This is a genomic window from Clostridium pasteurianum (assembly GCF_001705235.1).
GTDB lineage: Bacteria > Bacillota > Clostridia > Clostridiales > Clostridiaceae > Clostridium_S > Clostridium_S pasteurianum_A.
The window spans coordinates 1,885,251-1,904,169 of record NZ_MCGV01000001.1 but is presented as its reverse complement, the minus strand read 5'-3'; the positions used below and the strand labels follow the sequence as shown (position 1 = coordinate 1,904,169).

18 protein-coding genes are annotated in these 18,919 nt (G+C 29.9%); 14 read left to right on the top strand and 4 right to left on the bottom strand.

Going from position 1 to position 18,919, the window contains the following annotated elements; all coding sequences use genetic code 11:
• The first annotated feature begins 168 nt into the window (after positions 1-168).
• From BEE63_RS08275 to BEE63_RS08260, 4 genes are all read left to right on the top strand, one after another.
• Entirely contained in the window at positions 169-903 is a 735-nt protein-coding gene (locus BEE63_RS08275; protein WP_066020945.1) for a tRNA1(Val) (adenine(37)-N6)-methyltransferase, read from the top strand.
• A 9-nt stretch (positions 904-912) separates the two neighbouring features.
• A complete protein-coding gene (gene rsmI / locus BEE63_RS08270) occupies positions 913-1,758 on the top strand; it encodes a 16S rRNA (cytidine(1402)-2'-O)-methyltransferase (protein WP_066020944.1) in 846 nt (281 codons plus the stop codon).
• Positions 1,759-1,969: 211 nt separating this feature from the next.
• Positions 1,970-3,061 carry an NlpC/P60 family protein gene (locus BEE63_RS08265; RefSeq protein ID WP_066020943.1) on the top strand — a complete coding sequence of 364 codons (1,092 nt, stop codon included), beginning with the start codon at positions 1,970-1,972 and terminating at the stop codon, positions 3,059-3,061.
• 75 nt (positions 3,062-3,136) lie between these two features.
• On the top strand, positions 3,137-4,267 hold the full coding sequence (locus BEE63_RS08260) for an NlpC/P60 family protein (protein WP_066020942.1): 1,131 nt from the start codon (positions 3,137-3,139) through the stop codon (positions 4,265-4,267).
• Positions 4,268-4,406: 139 nt separating this feature from the next.
• On the opposite strand, the gene BEE63_RS08255 is transcribed toward BEE63_RS08260, so the two are convergent.
• On the bottom strand, positions 4,407-4,652 hold the full coding sequence (locus tag BEE63_RS08255; protein ID WP_066020941.1) for an AbrB/MazE/SpoVT family DNA-binding domain-containing protein: 246 nt from the start codon (positions 4,650-4,652) through the stop codon (positions 4,407-4,409).
• 455 nt (positions 4,653-5,107) lie between these two features.
• Here BEE63_RS08255 and BEE63_RS08250 point away from each other — a divergent pair, with 455 nt between their 5' ends.
• The 3 genes from BEE63_RS08250 to BEE63_RS08240 all read left to right on the top strand — a co-directional run bounded on the left by BEE63_RS08250 (position 5,108) and on the right by BEE63_RS08240 (position 8,748).
• Positions 5,108-6,475, top strand: a complete 1,368-nt coding sequence (locus tag BEE63_RS08250; protein ID WP_066020940.1) for an HD domain-containing protein — start codon at positions 5,108-5,110, stop codon at positions 6,473-6,475.
• A 723-nt stretch (positions 6,476-7,198) separates the two neighbouring features.
• Positions 7,199-7,642 (top strand): MarR family transcriptional regulator, encoded by a 444-nt coding sequence (locus BEE63_RS08245; RefSeq protein ID WP_066020939.1) that lies wholly within the window; start codon positions 7,199-7,201, stop codon positions 7,640-7,642.
• 422 nt (positions 7,643-8,064) lie between these two features.
• On the top strand, positions 8,065-8,748 hold the full coding sequence (locus BEE63_RS08240) for a DUF4386 family protein (RefSeq protein ID WP_066020938.1): 684 nt from the start codon (positions 8,065-8,067) through the stop codon (positions 8,746-8,748).
• Positions 8,749-8,918: 170 nt separating this feature from the next.
• On the opposite strand, the gene BEE63_RS08235 is transcribed toward BEE63_RS08240, so the two are convergent.
• The 3 genes from BEE63_RS08235 to BEE63_RS21645 all read right to left on the bottom strand — a co-directional run bounded on the left by BEE63_RS08235 (position 8,919) and on the right by BEE63_RS21645 (position 10,591).
• Positions 8,919-9,575 (bottom strand): DUF1292 domain-containing protein, encoded by a 657-nt coding sequence (locus BEE63_RS08235; RefSeq protein WP_066020937.1) that lies wholly within the window; start codon positions 9,573-9,575, stop codon positions 8,919-8,921.
• 11 nt (positions 9,576-9,586) lie between these two features.
• Entirely contained in the window at positions 9,587-10,243 is a 657-nt protein-coding gene (locus tag BEE63_RS08230) for a PspA/IM30 family protein (protein WP_066020936.1), read from the bottom strand.
• A 90-nt stretch (positions 10,244-10,333) separates the two neighbouring features.
• Positions 10,334-10,591 (bottom strand): hypothetical protein, encoded by a 258-nt coding sequence (locus BEE63_RS21645; protein WP_175400839.1) that lies wholly within the window; start codon positions 10,589-10,591, stop codon positions 10,334-10,336.
• A gap of 492 nt (positions 10,592-11,083) precedes the next feature.
• On the opposite strand from BEE63_RS21645, the gene BEE63_RS08220 reads away from it, so the two are divergent.
• The 7 genes from BEE63_RS08220 to BEE63_RS08190 all read left to right on the top strand — a co-directional run bounded on the left by BEE63_RS08220 (position 11,084) and on the right by BEE63_RS08190 (position 18,869).
• Positions 11,084-11,677, top strand: coding sequence for a DUF1836 domain-containing protein (locus tag BEE63_RS08220; RefSeq protein WP_066020934.1), 594 nt, complete (start codon positions 11,084-11,086; stop codon positions 11,675-11,677).
• A gap of 13 nt (positions 11,678-11,690) precedes the next feature.
• On the top strand, positions 11,691-12,221 hold the full coding sequence (locus tag BEE63_RS08215) for a GNAT family N-acetyltransferase (RefSeq protein ID WP_066020933.1): 531 nt from the start codon (positions 11,691-11,693) through the stop codon (positions 12,219-12,221).
• A 504-nt stretch (positions 12,222-12,725) separates the two neighbouring features.
• Complete coding sequence (gene argF / locus BEE63_RS08210; RefSeq protein WP_066020932.1) at positions 12,726-13,727, top strand: ornithine carbamoyltransferase; 1,002 nt, start codon at positions 12,726-12,728, stop codon at positions 13,725-13,727.
• A gap of 536 nt (positions 13,728-14,263) precedes the next feature.
• Complete coding sequence (locus tag BEE63_RS08205; protein ID WP_066020931.1) at positions 14,264-15,754, top strand: sensor histidine kinase; 1,491 nt, start codon at positions 14,264-14,266, stop codon at positions 15,752-15,754.
• A gap of 15 nt (positions 15,755-15,769) precedes the next feature.
• Positions 15,770-16,948 carry an efflux RND transporter periplasmic adaptor subunit gene (locus tag BEE63_RS08200; protein WP_066020930.1) on the top strand — a complete coding sequence of 393 codons (1,179 nt, stop codon included), beginning with the start codon at positions 15,770-15,772 and terminating at the stop codon, positions 16,946-16,948.
• Positions 16,949-16,969: 21 nt separating this feature from the next.
• A complete protein-coding gene (locus BEE63_RS08195) occupies positions 16,970-17,668 on the top strand; it encodes an ABC transporter ATP-binding protein (RefSeq protein WP_066023196.1) in 699 nt (232 codons plus the stop codon).
• A 1-nt stretch (position 17,669) separates the two neighbouring features.
• On the top strand, positions 17,670-18,869 hold the full coding sequence (locus BEE63_RS08190) for an ABC transporter permease (protein WP_066020929.1): 1,200 nt from the start codon (positions 17,670-17,672) through the stop codon (positions 18,867-18,869).
• Positions 18,870-18,919 lie beyond the last annotated feature (50 nt).

Genomic DNA, 18,919 nt, shown 5'->3' with positions numbered 1-18,919 from the left:
TAATTTTAAGAAATAAATGGTTACAGAGTTAACATATTTAAGGGTTTGCAAGTTTAGTTTGATGTATGTATAAATCAAATTAAATTTGTAAACCCTGTGTTTTTGTAGAAAAAATATTTAGAGTGTAATATAATTAAAGCAGTTTAAAATAATTTAGGAGTGAAGTACATGAGCTTAGTTAAACTAGATGAGACACTCGATGATTTGCAAATAGAAAATATACATATAATACAGAAGAAAAGTGGATTTAGATTTGGTGTAGATGCTGTTTTACTTGCAAACTATGCTAAAGTAAAGAAAAATCAAACAGTCATCGATTTATGTAGTGGTACAGGTATAATACCATTTATTATAGAAGGTAAAGAGTCACCGGGTTTTATTACGGGGATTGAAATACAAGAAGACATGGTGGAAATGGCCAGCAGGACAGTTCTGTACAATAAATTCCAAGATAAAATGAAATTTATTAATGAGGATATTAAGAATGTGGAGTTTTTAAAGAGTATAAAAAGAGCTGATGTTGTAACGGTAAATCCACCCTATAAACTAAAGAATTCTGGAATTGTAAATAGTTTTGACAAAAATGCAATTGCACGTCATGAGATATGCTGTACTTTGGAGGATGTTATTAAAGCTGCTAGGATTGTGCTAAAGGATAATGGAAGACTATTTATGGTTCATAGACCAGAAAGACTTGCAGATATTCTTTGTTTAATGCGAGAATATAAAATTGAGCCAAAATCCATAAAAATGGTATATCCTAATACTAAAAAACCGCCTAATATACTCCTAATAGAAGGTCAGCGTGATGGGGGAAAGTTTTTAAAATGGGAAAAATCCTTGTATATACATAAGGATAACGGAGATTATACGGAAGAATTAAATGAGATATATGGAAGGTAGGAAATTATTATGAGTGGAAAGTTGTTTTTAGTTGGAACACCTATAGGAAATTTGAAGGATATAACTCTTAGGGCCTTAGAAGTTCTTCAAAATTGTGATGCTGTTGCAGCGGAAGATACAAGGCAGAGTTTAAAACTTCTAAATCATTTTAATATAAAAAAACCACTAATAAGTTATCATAAATTTAATGAAAAAGATAGAAGCCCTGAGTTACTTAATATGGTTAGAAGCGGAAAAAACATAGCATTAGTAACAGATGCTGGGATGCCAGGTATTTCTGATCCAGGAAGTGTTGTTGCGGAGGAATGTATAGAAAATAATGTTGAGTTTGAAGTTATACCTGGACCAACTGCACTCATAACAGCGTTAGTATATTCTGGACTTGATACTTCGAAATTTTTATTTAGAGGCTTTTTACCTAAAGAGACTAAGGATAAGAAGCAAATTATCGAAGAAGTTAAAAATGCAAGAGAAACTTTGATATTTTATGAAGCACCTCATAAGCTTCTTAATACTTTGAAATTCTTACTTGATAATTTGGGAAACAGGAAAATATCAATATGCAGAGAGCTTACTAAAATTCATGAGGACATAAAAAGAATTACATTAGAAGAAGCAGTTAAATTGTATGAAAACGGAAAGCCTAAGGGGGAGTATGTACTAATCATTGACGGAAAAAGTGAAGAAGAAATATTAAAAGAAAAATTATCTGAATGGGAAGATATAAGTATTAAAGAGCATATAATTAAATATATAGATGAAGGATTATCTAAAAAAGAAGCTGTAAAAAAGGTAGCAAAGGATAGAAATATTCCTAAATCAGAGGTATATAAATATTCAATAGACATAAAATAATTTATATTTCTCTAATACACTTGAATAATCTTTTTATTGTTAGGTATGCTTTTAAAAACTTAAATATAGTATTAAACATCTATGTTGTAAATTAAGCAAATTTAATGTTATAATATAAACAATATGATAAAATAAAATAAAAAGTTGTATAACTTTTTTTTTTAGGGCAAAGCTGAAAATATTTACATTCTAATTAAGGGGGAGATATATAGTGCACAAGAAAATAGCAATGATTGTAGTTGCGTTAGGTGTAATAACATCTATGGGAACTACTACCGTCTTAGCGACACCACTAGATGATAGTCAGGCAAAATACAACCAATCACATGAGAGTGTGCTTCAGTTAGAAGATAAGATCCAGCAAATGGACAACAAAATTGAAAACATTATGAATGACCGTGATAATAATAGCAAAAAAATAGACCAAGCACAGAAGGACATAGATCAAGCACAAAAGGACATAGGAACAGCTAAAGAAAATATAAAAGAGGAAAAAGATAAATTTGGTGAAAGAATGAGAGCATTATACATAAGCGGAAGTAATCAAAGTTACATAGACATTCTTCTTAAATCCAAAAGCTTTAGCGATATGTTAGCAAGGGTAGAAGCTATAAAGCAAGTTACAGATTATGACAATAAACTTATTGGTGAATTAAAAGATTCACAAGATAGAGTACAAGCTAAGAAAGATAAAATTGTGTCGGAAAAGGAAAAGCTTGTTGCTTTAAATAAAGAAAATGATTCTAAACTTAAGCAGATCAATGACGACAAGGCTAAAGAGAACGTTGTCGTAGCTCAAGCAAAAGCACAGGAAAGCAAAGATGCATCTGCTCTTAAATCTCAGCAGGATGCACAAAATGCAATAAAGGCATCAGCACAGGCTAAGCTTTTAGCAGATAATAAAACTACTACTACTAGTAATAGTAGTAAGCCTATACCAAGAGGCGGCGGAAACTTTACTGACATTGTAAGTTTTGCAGAGCAATTCTGTGGTGTTCCATATGTGTCAGGCGGAACATCGCCAGCTGGATTCGATTGTTCAGGCCTTGTACAGTATGTATATGCTCATTTTGGAGTTAGTCTTCCAAGGACTACATATGATCAAGTAAATGTGGGAACTACAGTTAGTTTAAATAGTTTACAGCCAGGTGATTTACTATTCTTTGGAAGCGCATCAGCACCACATCACGTTGCTATGTATGTTGGTGGTGGACAGATGATAGAAGCACCTCATACTGGAGCATTTGTAAGAGTTACATCAGCTAATAGGGGAGATCTTAGTATAGCTAAAAGAGTAAGATAAAATTGAAAAATAAAAGGGCGCAATTTATTGTTGCCCTTTTATAATTTAAATTTTGTATAGAAGGGGAGAAGTGGAATGCATAAAAAATTTTTAACTGCACTTGTAGCATTGAGTGTTGTAGTGACTTGTAGTGGCAATGTATTTGCGAGCCCACTTCAGGATCAATATAATCAAAGCTTACAGCAGTATGAAAATGCACTTAAAGGTGTACAAGATATAGAAGGCAAAATATCAGTATTAGACAATCAAATAGGACAGCTTAATGAGAGTATGGCAGGTACCGATAAGAAAATAGCTCAAAGTCAGTCAAATATTGATGCAACACAGAAAAAAATAAATGAAACTAAGAGTGATATTAGCAGTGAACAGGAACTTTATGGTCAAAGATTGCGTGCTATGTATGTAAATGGTACTACTACGCAGTATATGGATGTTATTTTAAATAGCAAAAATTTTAGCGACCTTATTTCGAAAATAGATGCAGTTAAAAGTGTAGCGGATTATGACAAGCAGATTATTACAAATTTTAAAACACAGCAGGATGATGTAGAAAAACAGCAGAAGGTTTTATCAGATGAAAATGGTAAACTTCAAGCACTTCAAAATGAAAATAAAAAGAAATTAAAAGATTTAAATGATAAAAAAGCCCAAGAAGACAAGCTTATAGCAGATGCTAAGGCGGAAGAAGCAAAGCACAGTGGCGAAATGCAAAAGATTCAGCAGGCTATGGATGCTGAAAAGAAGAAGATAGAAGCTTTAAATGTTCCTACTAATGTTACTGCAAAGCCTTCAACTTCATCATCACAAGGGTCTTCTGGAGGAACAAATGGAGGCACTATATACACCGGTGTAACCGGAGAGGCTATAGTTAGTTATGCAAAGAATTTTCTAGGAGATAAATATGTTTGGGGTGCAAAAGGACCTAATGAATTTGATTGTTCTGGGCTTGTTTGGTATGTATATAAACATTTTGGTATTACATTAGGCGAAGATACATATTCGCAAGTTAATGATGGAGAAGCTGTCACTGGTTCACTTCAACCGGGTGATTTGGTGTTCTTTTATCCATCAGCTAAAGGACCTGATCATGTTGGAATTTATGTAGGAGATAATGCTTTTATACAAGCACCTCATACTGGTGATGTTGTTAAAATTTCACCGTTATATCCAGGTTCATATTGTGCAGCGAGGAGAATATTACATTAATAAAAACATATAAAATAAATAGACTGTCTTTTAAGACAGTCTATTTATTTAAGGTGATTTTTTAGAAAATGCATTTAAATTATAGGGGATTATAAATTAGTTATCCTATAATTTATTTGAGTTTAATATGGTTAAAACATTATCTACCTTCTTTTAATTCCTGAAGACAATGTTTACAAATATTTTTACCTCTGTAATTAACAACATCACTTGCATCTCCGCAGAAAATACAAGCTGGTTCATATTTCTTTAAAATAATCTGTTCTCCATCTACATAAATTTCTAAAGCATCTTTTTCTGCTATATTTAGAGTCCTTCTTAATTCTATAGGTATTACAATTCTACCTAATTCGTCTACTCTTCTAACTACTCCTGTTGATTTCATTTCAAATTCCTCCTTAAATTACATCATCCGACAAACATTGCAATTAAATAATAACAAATATTACATTAAAAGTCAATGAATAAATTATAATGTTTTAAATATAGTTACATTTTTTTTAGTAACTTCCATCTAATAGATAATATACTACCATATAATTGAAAAGTCAATGCTTTTTTTATATTAATACAAAATTTTTCCATGCCCTCAAAGCTAGAAATATCAATGTAAATGAAAAAATTTAAGTGATATATAGTACAAATTACTGTAAAAAGTAGCTATTAGTTGGAATATGTCAATATTAAAATACGTTACAAAACAAAAAAGTAATTATATGGTTTAATCTTGGCAAGATGTCGAAAAGTCAGTTAAAAAATATAAATAGGAAAATTAGTTTTTCGACTTATTATGTATATCATTAAAAGCAAAATGATATAATTATTTAAGAGGTGATTACTGTGAGAGAAATTATAAAATTAGTAAAAAGCATAATCTGTAATACAGATATACAAGCATATTTAGTTGGTGGATATATAAGAGATAAACTTATTAATATAAAAAATGAGCCTAATGATTTAGATATAGTTTTATCAGGGAATATAGAAAAAGTGTTAGATGTATTTCAAGAGAAGGGGTTTAAAGTATTTGTACTTAGAGGTGAATGTAATATTTATAGAGCTACTTTAAATAATTATGTTGTAGATATATCTGAAATGAAAGGACAAAGTATAGAAGAAGATTTGCTTAAAAGAGATTTTACTGCAAACGCTATAGCATTAGATTTAAGAAATAATAAGATTATTGATCCACTAAAAGGTAGGCTGCATATTAAAAGAAGAATTCTTCAATCAGTAGATGAAGATAGTTTTAAGGACGATCCAGTAAGAATACTTAGAGGCATAAGATTTTATATAAAGTATGGTATGCATTTTAGTGGATATACCGAAGAATATATAAGATCAGAAGCAAAAAATATATTGAAGTTTCCTGCAGATAGAGTACTAGATGAATTTATCCATGGTATACATGATGATGAAAATGGAATCTTTTTTGAAGTTATGGATCAATACATGGTTCTAAAAAATATATTACCGTACATGGAGGAGTTAAAAACAGTAGGAAAATGTAAATATCATTTGGTAGATGCGTTCACACATATGAATACTGCATATCATGTATTTAAAGATCTTCAAAAGGGAATTATGCAGGTTAAGAATTTAGACATCGAAATATTTAACAAAAAAATAGGCATATATGATGAAAGTGATTATTTAGCATTTGCAACATTTGTTCATGATATAGGTAAATATGTAAGCTATAAAAAAGAAGAAGATAAGGTAAGTTTTAAGGGGCATGATGAGAAAGGGTTTGAAATTATTGAAAAAGTATGCGACAAATTAAAGTTTCCGGGCGATGCAAAAAAAATGGTATGTTCAGTTGTTAAAAATCATATGTATCCACTCATGCTTTTTAAATTGGATAATAGTAATCTGAAATCAAAAACTTATGATTTCTTTGTAAAGTTTAATAAGTATGTTCCATATATTATAACGGCATCATTTTGTGATGTTTATGCAACTAAAATGTATATGGATGCTCAGAAGGATAAAGATAAATTTAAAGAATTTATTTCAGATTTAATTAATACTTATGAAAACTTTTGTGATGTAAAAAATAAAAGGTTAATAGATGGAAATGATTTAAAAGAACTTGGTTTTAGTGGACAAAGAATCGGTCAAGTAATTAAGGAACTTGATAAGCAGATTTATTTAGGAAAAGTTAAAAGTAGGGATGAACAGTTTAATTTTGTTTTAGAAATGAAGTAGAAAAAACATATCAACATGTATTCACAGAAACTGTGTAAAATCTTATAAAAGTTTTATTAACATGCTGTTGATAATGTGTATAGAAAATAAAATAAATAGTGATATACCATAAATAGTAACAATTATACTGTGCATTATACACAAAAGCTGTGGACAATATTGTGTACAATGTGGATAAGTTGTGCTTTAACATAAAAAATCACACAAAAACTGTGCATAAGTGGATAAAATCGAAGTAACAGTCTGTTGGGACATTAAATAGAATTCATAAGACTAAGCTCCAAATTATAAAAATCCTAAGAAATTTTAATAACTCGTCTTTAGACTCATACAGATTAAAGTCTCTAAGTATTTTTATAATTTGGAGCAAGACTTATTGAATTTTATTTAAATCGCCCCAACAGACTGTTACTTCGATTAGAGAAAAGGCAAGGAAGATTTTCTTCCACTAGCGTTCTAGAAAGTCTAAGGTATAAATTGTAAAATACTATAAGCCTTATTATAAATGGGGCTTGGGTCATATTTTGTTACCAATAATATTTAATATATTATATTTGGTAAAAAAGGATAATAGGATAAAGCCCAAACCTCGTGTATGATAATTTTATGATTTTTACATCAAGATTTATTAGGATTTTTTTAAATCGTCACATAATATATTTTAGCTACTAAAACATATTGACATTTTTGTTTAGCTACTATAAAATAATATTGGTGATAAAAATGAAAGAAGAAATGGAAATTATAGAAAAGGCTGAACGGTTGTTAAATATTATGAATCAAGGTAATAAAAAGCCTAGAGATTATGGGACTGGTGATGTTCTTTATCATTCTGAAATTCATACTATTGAAGCAATATACAATCATAAAAATGTTAATGCCAGTGAAATTTCAAGTATTCTTGGTATAACAAATGGTGCTGTTAGTCAAGTTACAAACAAGCTTATAAAAAAGGGACTTATTGAACAATATCAAAGTCCTGATAATAAAAAAGATGTTTTTTATAAGCTTACTGAACATGGCCAAAAAGTAAATGCACTGCATAATGAATATCACAAAAAACTTTATAACAAAATACATCAATATTTCAGTGCTTCAAGCGAAAATGACATTAAAGTTATAAATAATTTTTTGGATTGGACCATTGAAAATTGGCCTACGAAATAACAATGCTTCGTCGCATTAAAACAATCCCATGAATTTTATCATAACTGTGGTTTGGAATATAATCCTATTATCCTTCTTTATAAAATACAGCCTATCTTAATGTTTACAATTAACAAATTAGATCTTTTAATTAAGAATTGTACAATGTAGAGAGTGCTTATATTGAATTAAGAAGAATAATGGGCAAAGTCCAAACTTTGTGGATGATAATTTTACAATTTTTGAACCAAAGTTTATTAGAATTTTTTAAATCGTTTCTCTAGCATTGTTACTTCTCCCAATGGTAGTGCAATGGAAAAAATTCCTCCGTATCTACGGAATTTTAGGCCAGAATCTTTGTAGTACATTATTCAAATAATTTATCACTATTAATTTATGTCAAATTATGTTTTAGTTACTAAAACATTTTAGGGGGATTTATTATGGATTTAATTACATTTTACAAATTATCAGGTATTTTTATTATCTTAGTTGCTTTAGGTTTTAGCATAAGCAATATAGGAATTGCAAAACTTTTTAATTATCCTGGCATTCTTAGAGAACCAGTAGATTCAATTTTAAATAAATATCAAAGTTGTGGAAAAACATTAAGGTTTTTTTGGATGTTATTTGTTTTAAGTTCTTTAATGCTTATTCCTGTGTCTACAATATTTTATAAAATTTTGAATACCAATAAAACGCCATATTTAATTATTGGAGCTTCCTTTGGTATTGCATCATCAATTTTTTATTGTTTAGGGCTTATGAGATGGGTTTTTTTAGCTGATACTTTATCAAAGACATATACAAGGGAAAATACTGATTTAAAAACTAAAGATACCATTGCTCTTATTTTTAATTCATTTCATGTTTATGCCGGAAACTCAATTGGAGAAACAATGGGATTTTTATGCATGGGAATATGGATTTGTATTTTAGGAGCTTCTATAATTTGTACTTCTATGTTTCCTTTAATAATAGGTATAATTTTTATTATTTCAGGTATTGGAATAATCTGTGGGCCATTAGAATGGGTAGGCTTTAAGTGTGGAAATAGAATCAATAAAATATCAATGAAAATATGGTCAATATCCCTTTTGTTTTGTGGAATCATATTAATAAAATAAAAGAAATCGAGCTACTGCATTAATAAAAGAAGTAGAAATTAACTTTAGTTTGAGGTTTTGGTAAAAGGTACTTTACAAACTAAGGGTTATTAATTCTTTTAATAAATACAACAGCTCTTTAAAATAAAAATTTAGCCAAGAAATTTTTGTATATAATTTTATTTATACTACTAGCGTGATAAATTTTCATAAGCAGATGCTGCGAAATTGAAGTCATCCTCATTTGTTATTTCACCATAGGAATCTTCGGAAATTCCAGGTGTATAGTATAGAATAAATCTTTCGGAGTTAATTAGATTTTCAATTAGTATATAGCGCTTGTCCTTTAGAATATCCTGAACTAAGGCTAAAACTGAATACCTATCATCTTCTCCAGTGGAATTGTTGGTTAAATTTAAAATTTTGTTCTTCCATAGTACTACGTTTGTGCGTTTATGATCGCAATATGCAACTCGCCTACCATCACAGCATCCATTACAGGAATCAAATTTACATTCAGAGGTACATCTTAGACATTCACAGGTTGAACAATTTTCAAGTTGATTAAAATCTTTTAAGTTGTCACTTTTGTAACTTTCAATAAGATCTATATACTTATTTCCGTTAAAAACGTTATTAAAGAAACCACCTTTTTTACTTTCGGAATTGGCTGAGTCTAAAATTTCCATGTATTTAGACAATACGGGTACTCTAGATACATATTTTCTGTTATGCAGTGTATTTTTATCTAGGAAATCAGATATATCATTTATTGCAAATGATATATCTGAAAATACTTTCCCATAATGATCTTTCTCTGATTTTATAAAATCTTCTGTTTTACTCATAAGCTAGCTCCTTATTTAGTGTCATTTTTGTATTTTGCAAGTTCATCATCAAGATTTACTTCATTTAGTTTTTCAAATTCTTTATCTAATGAATCTTCTTCCTTTAAATCTCCTAAACCTTCTGCCATAGATTCTTTCTTTTCAATTTTTCTTTCTATATCATCAAGATTTATGTTGTTTGAACCTGTGTCTACATTAGCTATAACTTCATTTACTTTCTCTGTAGCTTCAGCATTATTATATCTTGCAGCAGCTTCGTCCCTGTAAGCTCTTGTTTTTTCTATTTCATCTTCTAGAGATCTCAATTTATCTTTTAAAACTTTGGCTTTTTGTGAAGCATCGTTATAGCTTTTGGTTAAAGCTTCTGAACGTTTGTCAGCATCTAGTTTTCTTTCTAAAGCTTTTTTAGCAAGTTCATCATTGCCAGCTTTTACAGCAAGTTTTACTTTAGCATCATAATCGCTTGATTCAAGTTTAGCTTTTTGAAGTTTCTTTTCTATTTCATGAACATTTCCAAGTATTTGTGCTGAAGAAATCTTGGCATTATTAAGGCTTTCTTCCATATCCCTTATTTTTTGATCAAGTAATTCAATTGGATTTTCCATTTCGTCTAGTGTATTGTTTACCTTTGCCTTCATCATATTAGATACTCTTTTAAATATTCCCATAATTTTTTTCCTCCTAATAATTTTATTATCTTCGCATTTTTTTAATGAATCTATATATAAATATTACCACTATTATAAATAATATAAATTTTATAATGCGGAATACAAAAAATGATCCCATTCCATAACTGCCTCCGTAGTAATGATGTCCAAATATAGGGATTGGTATTGGTATGTAGCTTCGCTTTTGTGAGTAACTAGAGCTGGAACCTTTATTACTGGAACCTCCAAACAATCCTGATTTAGAACTTTTTGAGCTACTTGAATGAGAGTTACTAAAGCTGCCTGATTTAAATCCTCCACTGCTAGAACTTGAGTGGGAACTGAAACTTCCCGAGTGAAATCCACCTCTTGGAGAGGCATATACTATATTATTTTGCAGCGTGTAATCTTTTATATTTGATGGAATAAATATATTTGCAGTAAAAAACATAAAGATAAAAAGAAAACACGCTACTATATTTTTTCGTTTTATTTTAAACACCCCCTAAAGATATATCTATATATCTAATTATATAATAAAATAAATCCGTTGAGTATGTATTTTTAAAGGTTATTTAAGTTATGAGTAAATTATATAATATTAAATACCATATTACAATATATAAATAAACTTATTTTAGGGTTTAAATAATTATTTAAAACAAAAAAAGTGTACAAGCACTGTTTATCTCGAAATATCACTAATTTACAGGCCACTTTAGATAAAAGATAACTTGTAATAGGGTTATATTTAACTTATAATGTAACTAAAAGATTCATATATTTTAAACATAATAAGCTTATGGCTATATATTATGATTTTTGTAAATAAATTTAATAATGATGGAGGTACTTATCATGAAAGAGGAATTTGATATAAATACTATAAAAAAACTAGTAGCAGGTATAGCAGCAGATAGCATAATATCTTATGATGAATTACCGAAGCTAGATTTATTTTTATCACAGGTTATAGATTTCTTAAACGATAAATTTAAAAGCGAAAAGTATACTAATAATATAGTACAAAATTATATTAAGAGTGGTGTTATATCAAAACCTGAGGATGGCAGAAAAAAAGGTTATACAAAAGACCATATAGCGCAGCTTTTACTTTTAAGTTATATGAGGCCTGTCCTTAGTACAGATGAAATAAAAAAAGTTTTTAAGTTAGCTTTTAATGAAATAAATGACAGCAGTGATGACATAATATCATGGGAGCAAGCGTATAAAGTATTTTCTGATGTTCAAAAAGATTATTTTGATACTGTGTTTGCAGAGCAATATTTTAGTAAAGAAAAACTTAAAGGTATAACGGAAAAATTTGATTTAAATGAAAAAGATGAAGATAAAATAGTTGTGTTTACCATAGTGATGACTTTGATAGCACAAGCTAGTGTCATAAAAAATATTGCTAAAAAGATAATTGATGATTATACAGAGGAAGAATAGGAGAACAGTCAATATGGATAATAACATAAGACTTGTAGAACCTTCCTTAAAATATAGAGAAGCATTTCAAAATATGGTCAAGCAATATGAAATATACGGAGAAAAAGAATATTTTGATATGTACAGTAAGGCCTTAGAGGATTTTCATAGTTATGTTATAAAAATTCAAAATGAAGCTAGGGGTATAAATCTCAAAGAGGGCTGGGTACCATGCTGTAATTACTGGTTAGTAGATAAGAATGAAGATATACTAGGGGTAGTAAGGATACGAAAAGAGCTTACAAGTAAATTTCTAAAAGATATAGCAGGAAATATAGGATATGATATAGCACCGCTTCAAAGGAAAAAGGGATATGGCAAAATTATTTTGAAGTTGGGACTTAAAAAATCTAAAGAGCTTAATGTTTCTCCAATTCTTGTGACTTGTGCTTCCTCAAATATAGGATCTAAAAAAATTATTGAGGAAAATGGAGGAACTTTTGAAAAAGAAATAGTAGATGAATGGAAAAAAGGACTAGTTAGAAGATACTGGTTCTTCAAATAAATAAATACTGTTACTTCCCATAGGAGAAAAGCAAGGAAGATTTTCTTACGCTCTGCTGCGGAAAATCTGGGCGAAAAGTTTGTGTGTGGCCAAATGTTTAATAACTTGCTGAAAAAAAAGCTCAGACAAATTAAAATTTATAAGTCTTTTTATAATTTGAAGCAAGTCTTATTGAAAGTTTACTTGTCTAAATAGTAATTTACTAATTTAATCTATGCATAAAATTCCGTATATTTATAAATCAAAGTTATTAATCGTAAATATTAAGATAGTCTGTATTTTATACAAAGGGATAACGGGTCTTTGACCCAAACCCCACATATCATAAGATTTATATAATTTTTTTAATGTTGCAAATCAATGTTAGTTCGCAATATTTATAAATTATGAATTGAATCTCCTAAACTATAAAGGTTGAATTATTATTAAATTAATGTTATAATTATTCAAAACAATGAATATTTATAACAAAATAATATTTGATCATAGATTAGGAGGATTAATATGGGGTATTTAAATAATAAAAACTTCTTATCTTTGCTTGATTTTTCTCCAGAAGATATAAAATATTTACTTGATTTGGGTAAAAAATTAAAGGAAGATAAAAAAAAGGGTGCGGAAATACAATATTTGAAGGGAAAGAATATAGCTTTAATATTTGAAAAAGATTCTACTAGAACTAGATGTTCTTTTGAAGTTGCAGCACATGATCAGGGAGCTCATGCTGTTTACATAGGCTCTACGGGAAGTCAAATAAGTAAAAAAGAATCTATAAAAGATACAGCAAGAGTGCTTGGGAGAATGTTTGATGCTATTGAATATAGAGGTTACGGTCAAGAAATAGTTGAAACATTAGCTAAATATTCTCATGTCCCAGTATGGAATGGACTTACGGATGAGGAGCATCCAACTCAGGTTATTGCAAACTTTATGACTTTAAGAGAAAAGTTTAATAAACCACTTAATGAAATAAAATTTGTATATTGCGGCGATGGAAGAAATAATGTATCAAATGCTTTAATGATTGGGGCAGCTAAAATGGGGATGGATTTTAGAATTGCAGCGCCTAAAAAGTTATTCCCAAGTGATGATTTAGTGAAAAAATGTATTGAGATAGGAAAGACAACAGGGGCAACAATAACACTTAATGATAACGTAGATGAAGCTGTACTTGGTGCGGATGTATTATATACAGATGTGTGGGTTTCAATGGGAGAGGACAGAAAAGTGTGGTTGGAAAGACTTAAAATGCTTAAACCATATCAAATAAATATGGATATGATTTCTAAGACTAAAAATCCGAATGTAAAGTTCATGCATTGCCTTCCTGCATTTCACGATTTTAGTACAGATGCGGCAAAAGACATTTATGAAGAATTTAATGAGCTTCCATTTGAGGTTACAGATGAAGTTTTTGAAAGTGATTATTCGTTAGCATTTGATGAAGCAGAAAATAGACTTCATTCAATAAAGGCTATTATGGTTGCAACACTTGGAAATGTATAAAGATATGTTGTAAATAATATTTATGAAAATTTGTACCATTTAGGGGTAAGGGGAAGTTATGCTTTAAATAAGTGTGTAAATAAGCGGTTATTTAAAGTATAGCTTTTTTAAAAATAGAAAACTAATATAAATTTGAAACTGAGAAGCAGTGCATATTAATTTGCACTGTTTTTTTAGGTCTTGAGTTTCGACAGCCTTAGCGGAAGAAAATTTTCCTTGCTTTTGTTTCAACCGAAGTAATAGTTTTGGGAAACGATTTAAATAAAGCTCAATAAGTCTTGCACCAAATTATAAAAATACTTAGAGATTTTAATTTGTCTGAGCCTAAAGGCGAGTTATTAGAAGCTATTAGCATTTTTATAATTTGGTGCTTTCATTTATGAGCTTTATTTAATGTTCCTCAAAATTATTACTTCGCAATATTTATGCAATATTTATATTTAATTTATAGTGGTTTAAGAATAAGAGAGTAAGATAAAATATATAAAGCAGGATATACTTTGGTTTATTAAAAAATTATAGAGAGGAGCTTACAATTGTCAATAAAAACTAAACTTGTTTTATCTAATATTGCAATGTGCGTAATTCCGCTTGTTCTGTGTATATTTACCTTTGTTGGATTAAATAATTTATATAATAAAAAGTTATATTCCTATTATAGTATAGACACTAGAAGAGAACGACCTTTCTTAAATCCGTATATGGAATTAAAATTTATTGATATGAAACAGTTTGATTATATACAAAAACAATTGGATGCGGTTCCCGATGACTTTTTAAATGGAAATTTTTTGAAAGATCTAAACAAATCGCTAGTACAGAAAAATTCGTATATTATTGTAGAAAAGAATGACAAAATTATTTTTAATGGTGGTTCAAAAAATAATAAGAAGTTGCTTAATGAAATAGTTAATGCTAATTACAGTACCCGTAAAGAAAAATTCAGGGAATCACAAAATATTTATGATGATAGTAATTTGATTGTAAAACAGATTAAATTTGTGTTTTCAAATGGAAAAGAGGGAAACTTATTTTTCATAATAGATTCGAGTAAGTTATTGGAGATATCAAAGGAATTTGTTATAGCTATTATAATTTCAATAATACTAATAGTGTGTTTGACAAGTGGTTTTATAACATTTTTGGTATCAAGATCTATAATTATTCCCTTAAAACAGCTTAAGGTAGGTACAGAACAGATTAGGGATGGAAATTTAAATTTTGAGGTTAAGGCTGAATCGAAGGATGAAATAGGAGAAGTATGTGAAGCTTTTGATGATATGAGAAAAAAATTAAAGGAATCAATTGAACTGCAAATACAATATGAAGACAATAGGAAAGAACTTATATCAAATATATCACATGATTTAAAAACTCCATTAACGGCAATAAAGGGATATGTTGAAGGAATAAAGGATGGTGTTGCAGATACCCCTCAAAAAATGGATAAATATATAAATACTATATACAATAAAACTCAAAGCATGGATCATCTTATAGAAGAACTTCTAACTTATTCTAAATTGGATTTAAAAAAGCTTCCATTTCATTTTATTGATATAGATTTTGTGAAATACATGAGTGACATTATGGAGGAATGCAGATTTGATGTTGAAAAGAACGGCATGGAATTTTATTATAACAATTTAGCAAAGGGAAAAATAATTACCCATATAGATGTTCAAAGTATAAGCAGAGTAATAACAAATATAATTTCAAACTCGATTAAGTATATGAATAAGGCGGAAGGTAAAATTAGTGTGGAAATGAGCAGTGATGATGAGTATGTGACTGTAAAAGTTAAGGATAATGGCAAGGGAATATCTGAAGAAGCTCTTCCATATATTTTTGATAGATTTTACAGAGAAGATTCATCAAGAAATACTTTACATGGTGGCAGTGGGTTAGGTCTTGCAATATGTAAAAAAATAATAGATGAACACGGAGGCAGAGTAGGAGCAAAAAGTAAGAAAGATATTGGAACTGAAATATGGTTTTCTATAAAAATTAATAAATTAGAAAGTTAATAGGAGGTTTACGCTATGAATAAAAAAGTTATTAATATAATAGTTGGTGTTTTTATAGTTTGTCTTGCAGGTGGAGGAGCATATTATTTTTATAAAAAATCTGTAAGTGCTAAAAGTTTGACGAATAATAGATATTATGCTGTAGCTGCTAAGAAAAGTAATATAGATGTTACAGTATCGGGTACAGGAACGGTTGGGGCAGCGCAGACAAAGGATGTAGTGGCAAATAATACAGGAACTATTGAAAATTTAAATGTAAATGTTGGGGATACCGTTACATCAGGTCAGACAATTGCGTATGTTGGAAGCGATACTATAAATCAGCAGGTTAATAAGGAAAATTTAGCTGTTCAGCAGGATCAACTTGCGGTAAACAGTGCAAAAGTTGATGCAGATAAACAAAAGGCAGAACTTACACTTGAGTCGGATCAAAGTGCTCTTCAAAGTGCGCAGGATCAGCAAAATGCGATGACATTAACGGCTCCAATAGGAGGACTTGTTGTTGCTAAAAATAATAATAATGGAGATACTGCTCAGCAGGGAAAAGCTCTTATTACAATAGCTGATACAAGTTCGTTAAAAGTAAATCTTTCGGTAGACGAACTTGATATATCAAAAGTACAAGTTGGACAAAAAGCAGATATAAAATTTGATGCTATAAGTGGTAAAACATATTCAGGAACTGTACAAACTATATCTCAGCTTGGTACTACTACTAATAATGTAACTACATATTCTGTTGTTGTAAATGTTGATAATGCAGATTCAGCTATAAAATTAGGTATGAATGCCAATGTAAATATAAAAGTCACATCAAAACAGAATGCATTAGTTATTCCAGTTGAAGCACTTGTAGAAAGAAATGGAAACAAATACGTAAGAGTTCAAAGCAGCAATGGTTCAAAGGCAGATTCTCAGGAAAGTTATAATAAATCAAGTTCAAGAAGTGAAAACAGTGGATCAAGAACTAATATGGCTGGAAACTTAGTTCAGGTTCAAACAGGACTGGAAAATGAAAATTATGTTGAGATAACTTCAGGTATAAATGAAGGACAAAAGGTTATGATTCAGCTTCCTCAAACTACAAGTACTAATTCACAAAATAGTAGAGGTGGTTTTGGATCAATGGGCGGATTTGGAGGAATGAGCGGTGGCAGGCAGTCCCAAGGGGGCAATAAATCATCTAACAAATAATGTATGAAAGAAGGTGTAAGAATGCCTTTATCAATTAAAATGAAAAATTTAGGTAAGGTTTATAAAATGGGTAAAAATGAATATAGAGCCTTAAGTGATATTAATTTAGAGATTTCAAAAGGTGAATTTGTATCTATTGTAGGTCCATCAGGAGCTGGAAAATCAACACTTATGAATATTATAGGATGTCTTGATAATGCTAGTGAAGGAGAATATCTTTTGGATGGAGTTAACACCAACTGTAGTGATAATAAGCTTGCAGAAATAAGAAATAAAAAAATAGGATTTATATTTCAAAACTATAACTTGCTTCCTAAATTAAATGTTAGAGAGAATGTAGAATTACCTCTTATATACCAGGGAGTAGGTTCTAGCGAAATAAGAAGTAAGTCTATGGAAGTTATTAAGAAGGTTGGACTTGAAGAACATATAAATCATAAGCCTTCAGAATTATCAGGAGGTCAGAAGCAGAGAGTAGCTATTGCTAGGGCGCTGGCTTCTAACCCTGAAATTATATTGGCAGATGAACCTACGGGAGCACTTGATAGTAAAACTGGTATAGAAGTTATAGAGATGATTAAGAAAATAAATGAAGAAGGCAATACGATTATTCTTATAACTCATGATATGAATATAGCTAAAGAAGCGAAGAGAATAGTTACGGTAAGGGATGGAAGGATAATTTCGGATGAAAAGAATACTCAGGAAGGGAGGAAATAGTATGGAATTTGCGAGACTTGTAAGTATGTCTATAAAATCCATTTGGTCAAATAAAGTGAGATCATTTCTTACTATGCTTGGTATAATAATAGGTATAGCATCTGTAATAGTTCTTGTGGGCATAGGACAGGGAACTAAGGACAGTGTTTCTAGCCAAATTGAAAGCCTTGGGACAAACCTTATATCAGTAAATATAATCGGAAATAGAAATAAGGCTATATCGCAAGAGGAATTAAATGTATTGAAGACAAAGCCTGGCATAAAGGATATAGCACCAGTTTTAACTGGTAATGTTAATGTCAAAGCAGGCGATAATACGGCATCAACAAGTATGGAGGCAAGTACAGCTAATTATGCAAGTATAAGAAATGTTTCAGTGAGTTCTGGAAGATTTATAAATAGCAGAGATGTTGATGATAGATATAAGGTTGCTGTAGTTGGTATAGATGTTGCAAATGAACTTTTTAATTCCACAGATGTTGTTGGTGAAACAATAAATGTAAATGGAGTTGATTTTACCATAGTGGGAATACTAACTTCAACAGGAAGCTCAATATCTGGTTCTAATGATGATCAGATAATAGTACCATTAAGTACAGCTGAAAGGCTTATGCAAACAACACAAATAAAAACATTCTATGCAGAAGCTCAAAGTAAGGATACAGTAGATGAGGCTATGGGATATTTACAGCTATTTCTTAACAACAAGTATAGAGATGTAGAGGAAAACAGCAGTAGTAATAATACTGCCAATAGCAACTATAGAATTTTAAGTCAATCCAGTATTTTAGATACTGCTACTAAAACTACTAGTAGTATGACAACAATGCTTACAGGCACAGCTGCCATTTCACTTATAGTTGGTGGTATAGGGATTATGAATATTATGCTTGTTTCAGTAATAGAGAGAACTAGAGAAATAGGAATAAGAAAAGCAATTGGTGCAAAAAGAAGAACTATACTAATACAATTTTTAATTGAAGCGGCTAGTTTGAGTGCTATAGGAGGAATAATAGGAGTTGCTATAGGGTGTGGAGGATCAAGGCTTTTAGCAGTAGTATTAAAAACCAATGTTGCTATTTCAACTAATGTGGTTTTAGGCTCGTTCTTATTCTCTGTTCTTGTAGGTATAGTATTTGGTATATATCCTGCAAACAAAGCATCAAAATTGAGTCCTATGGAAGCATTAAGATTTGAATAAAGTAACTCATAAGGATATAATTATAGGAAAATGATATGAGACTATTATAT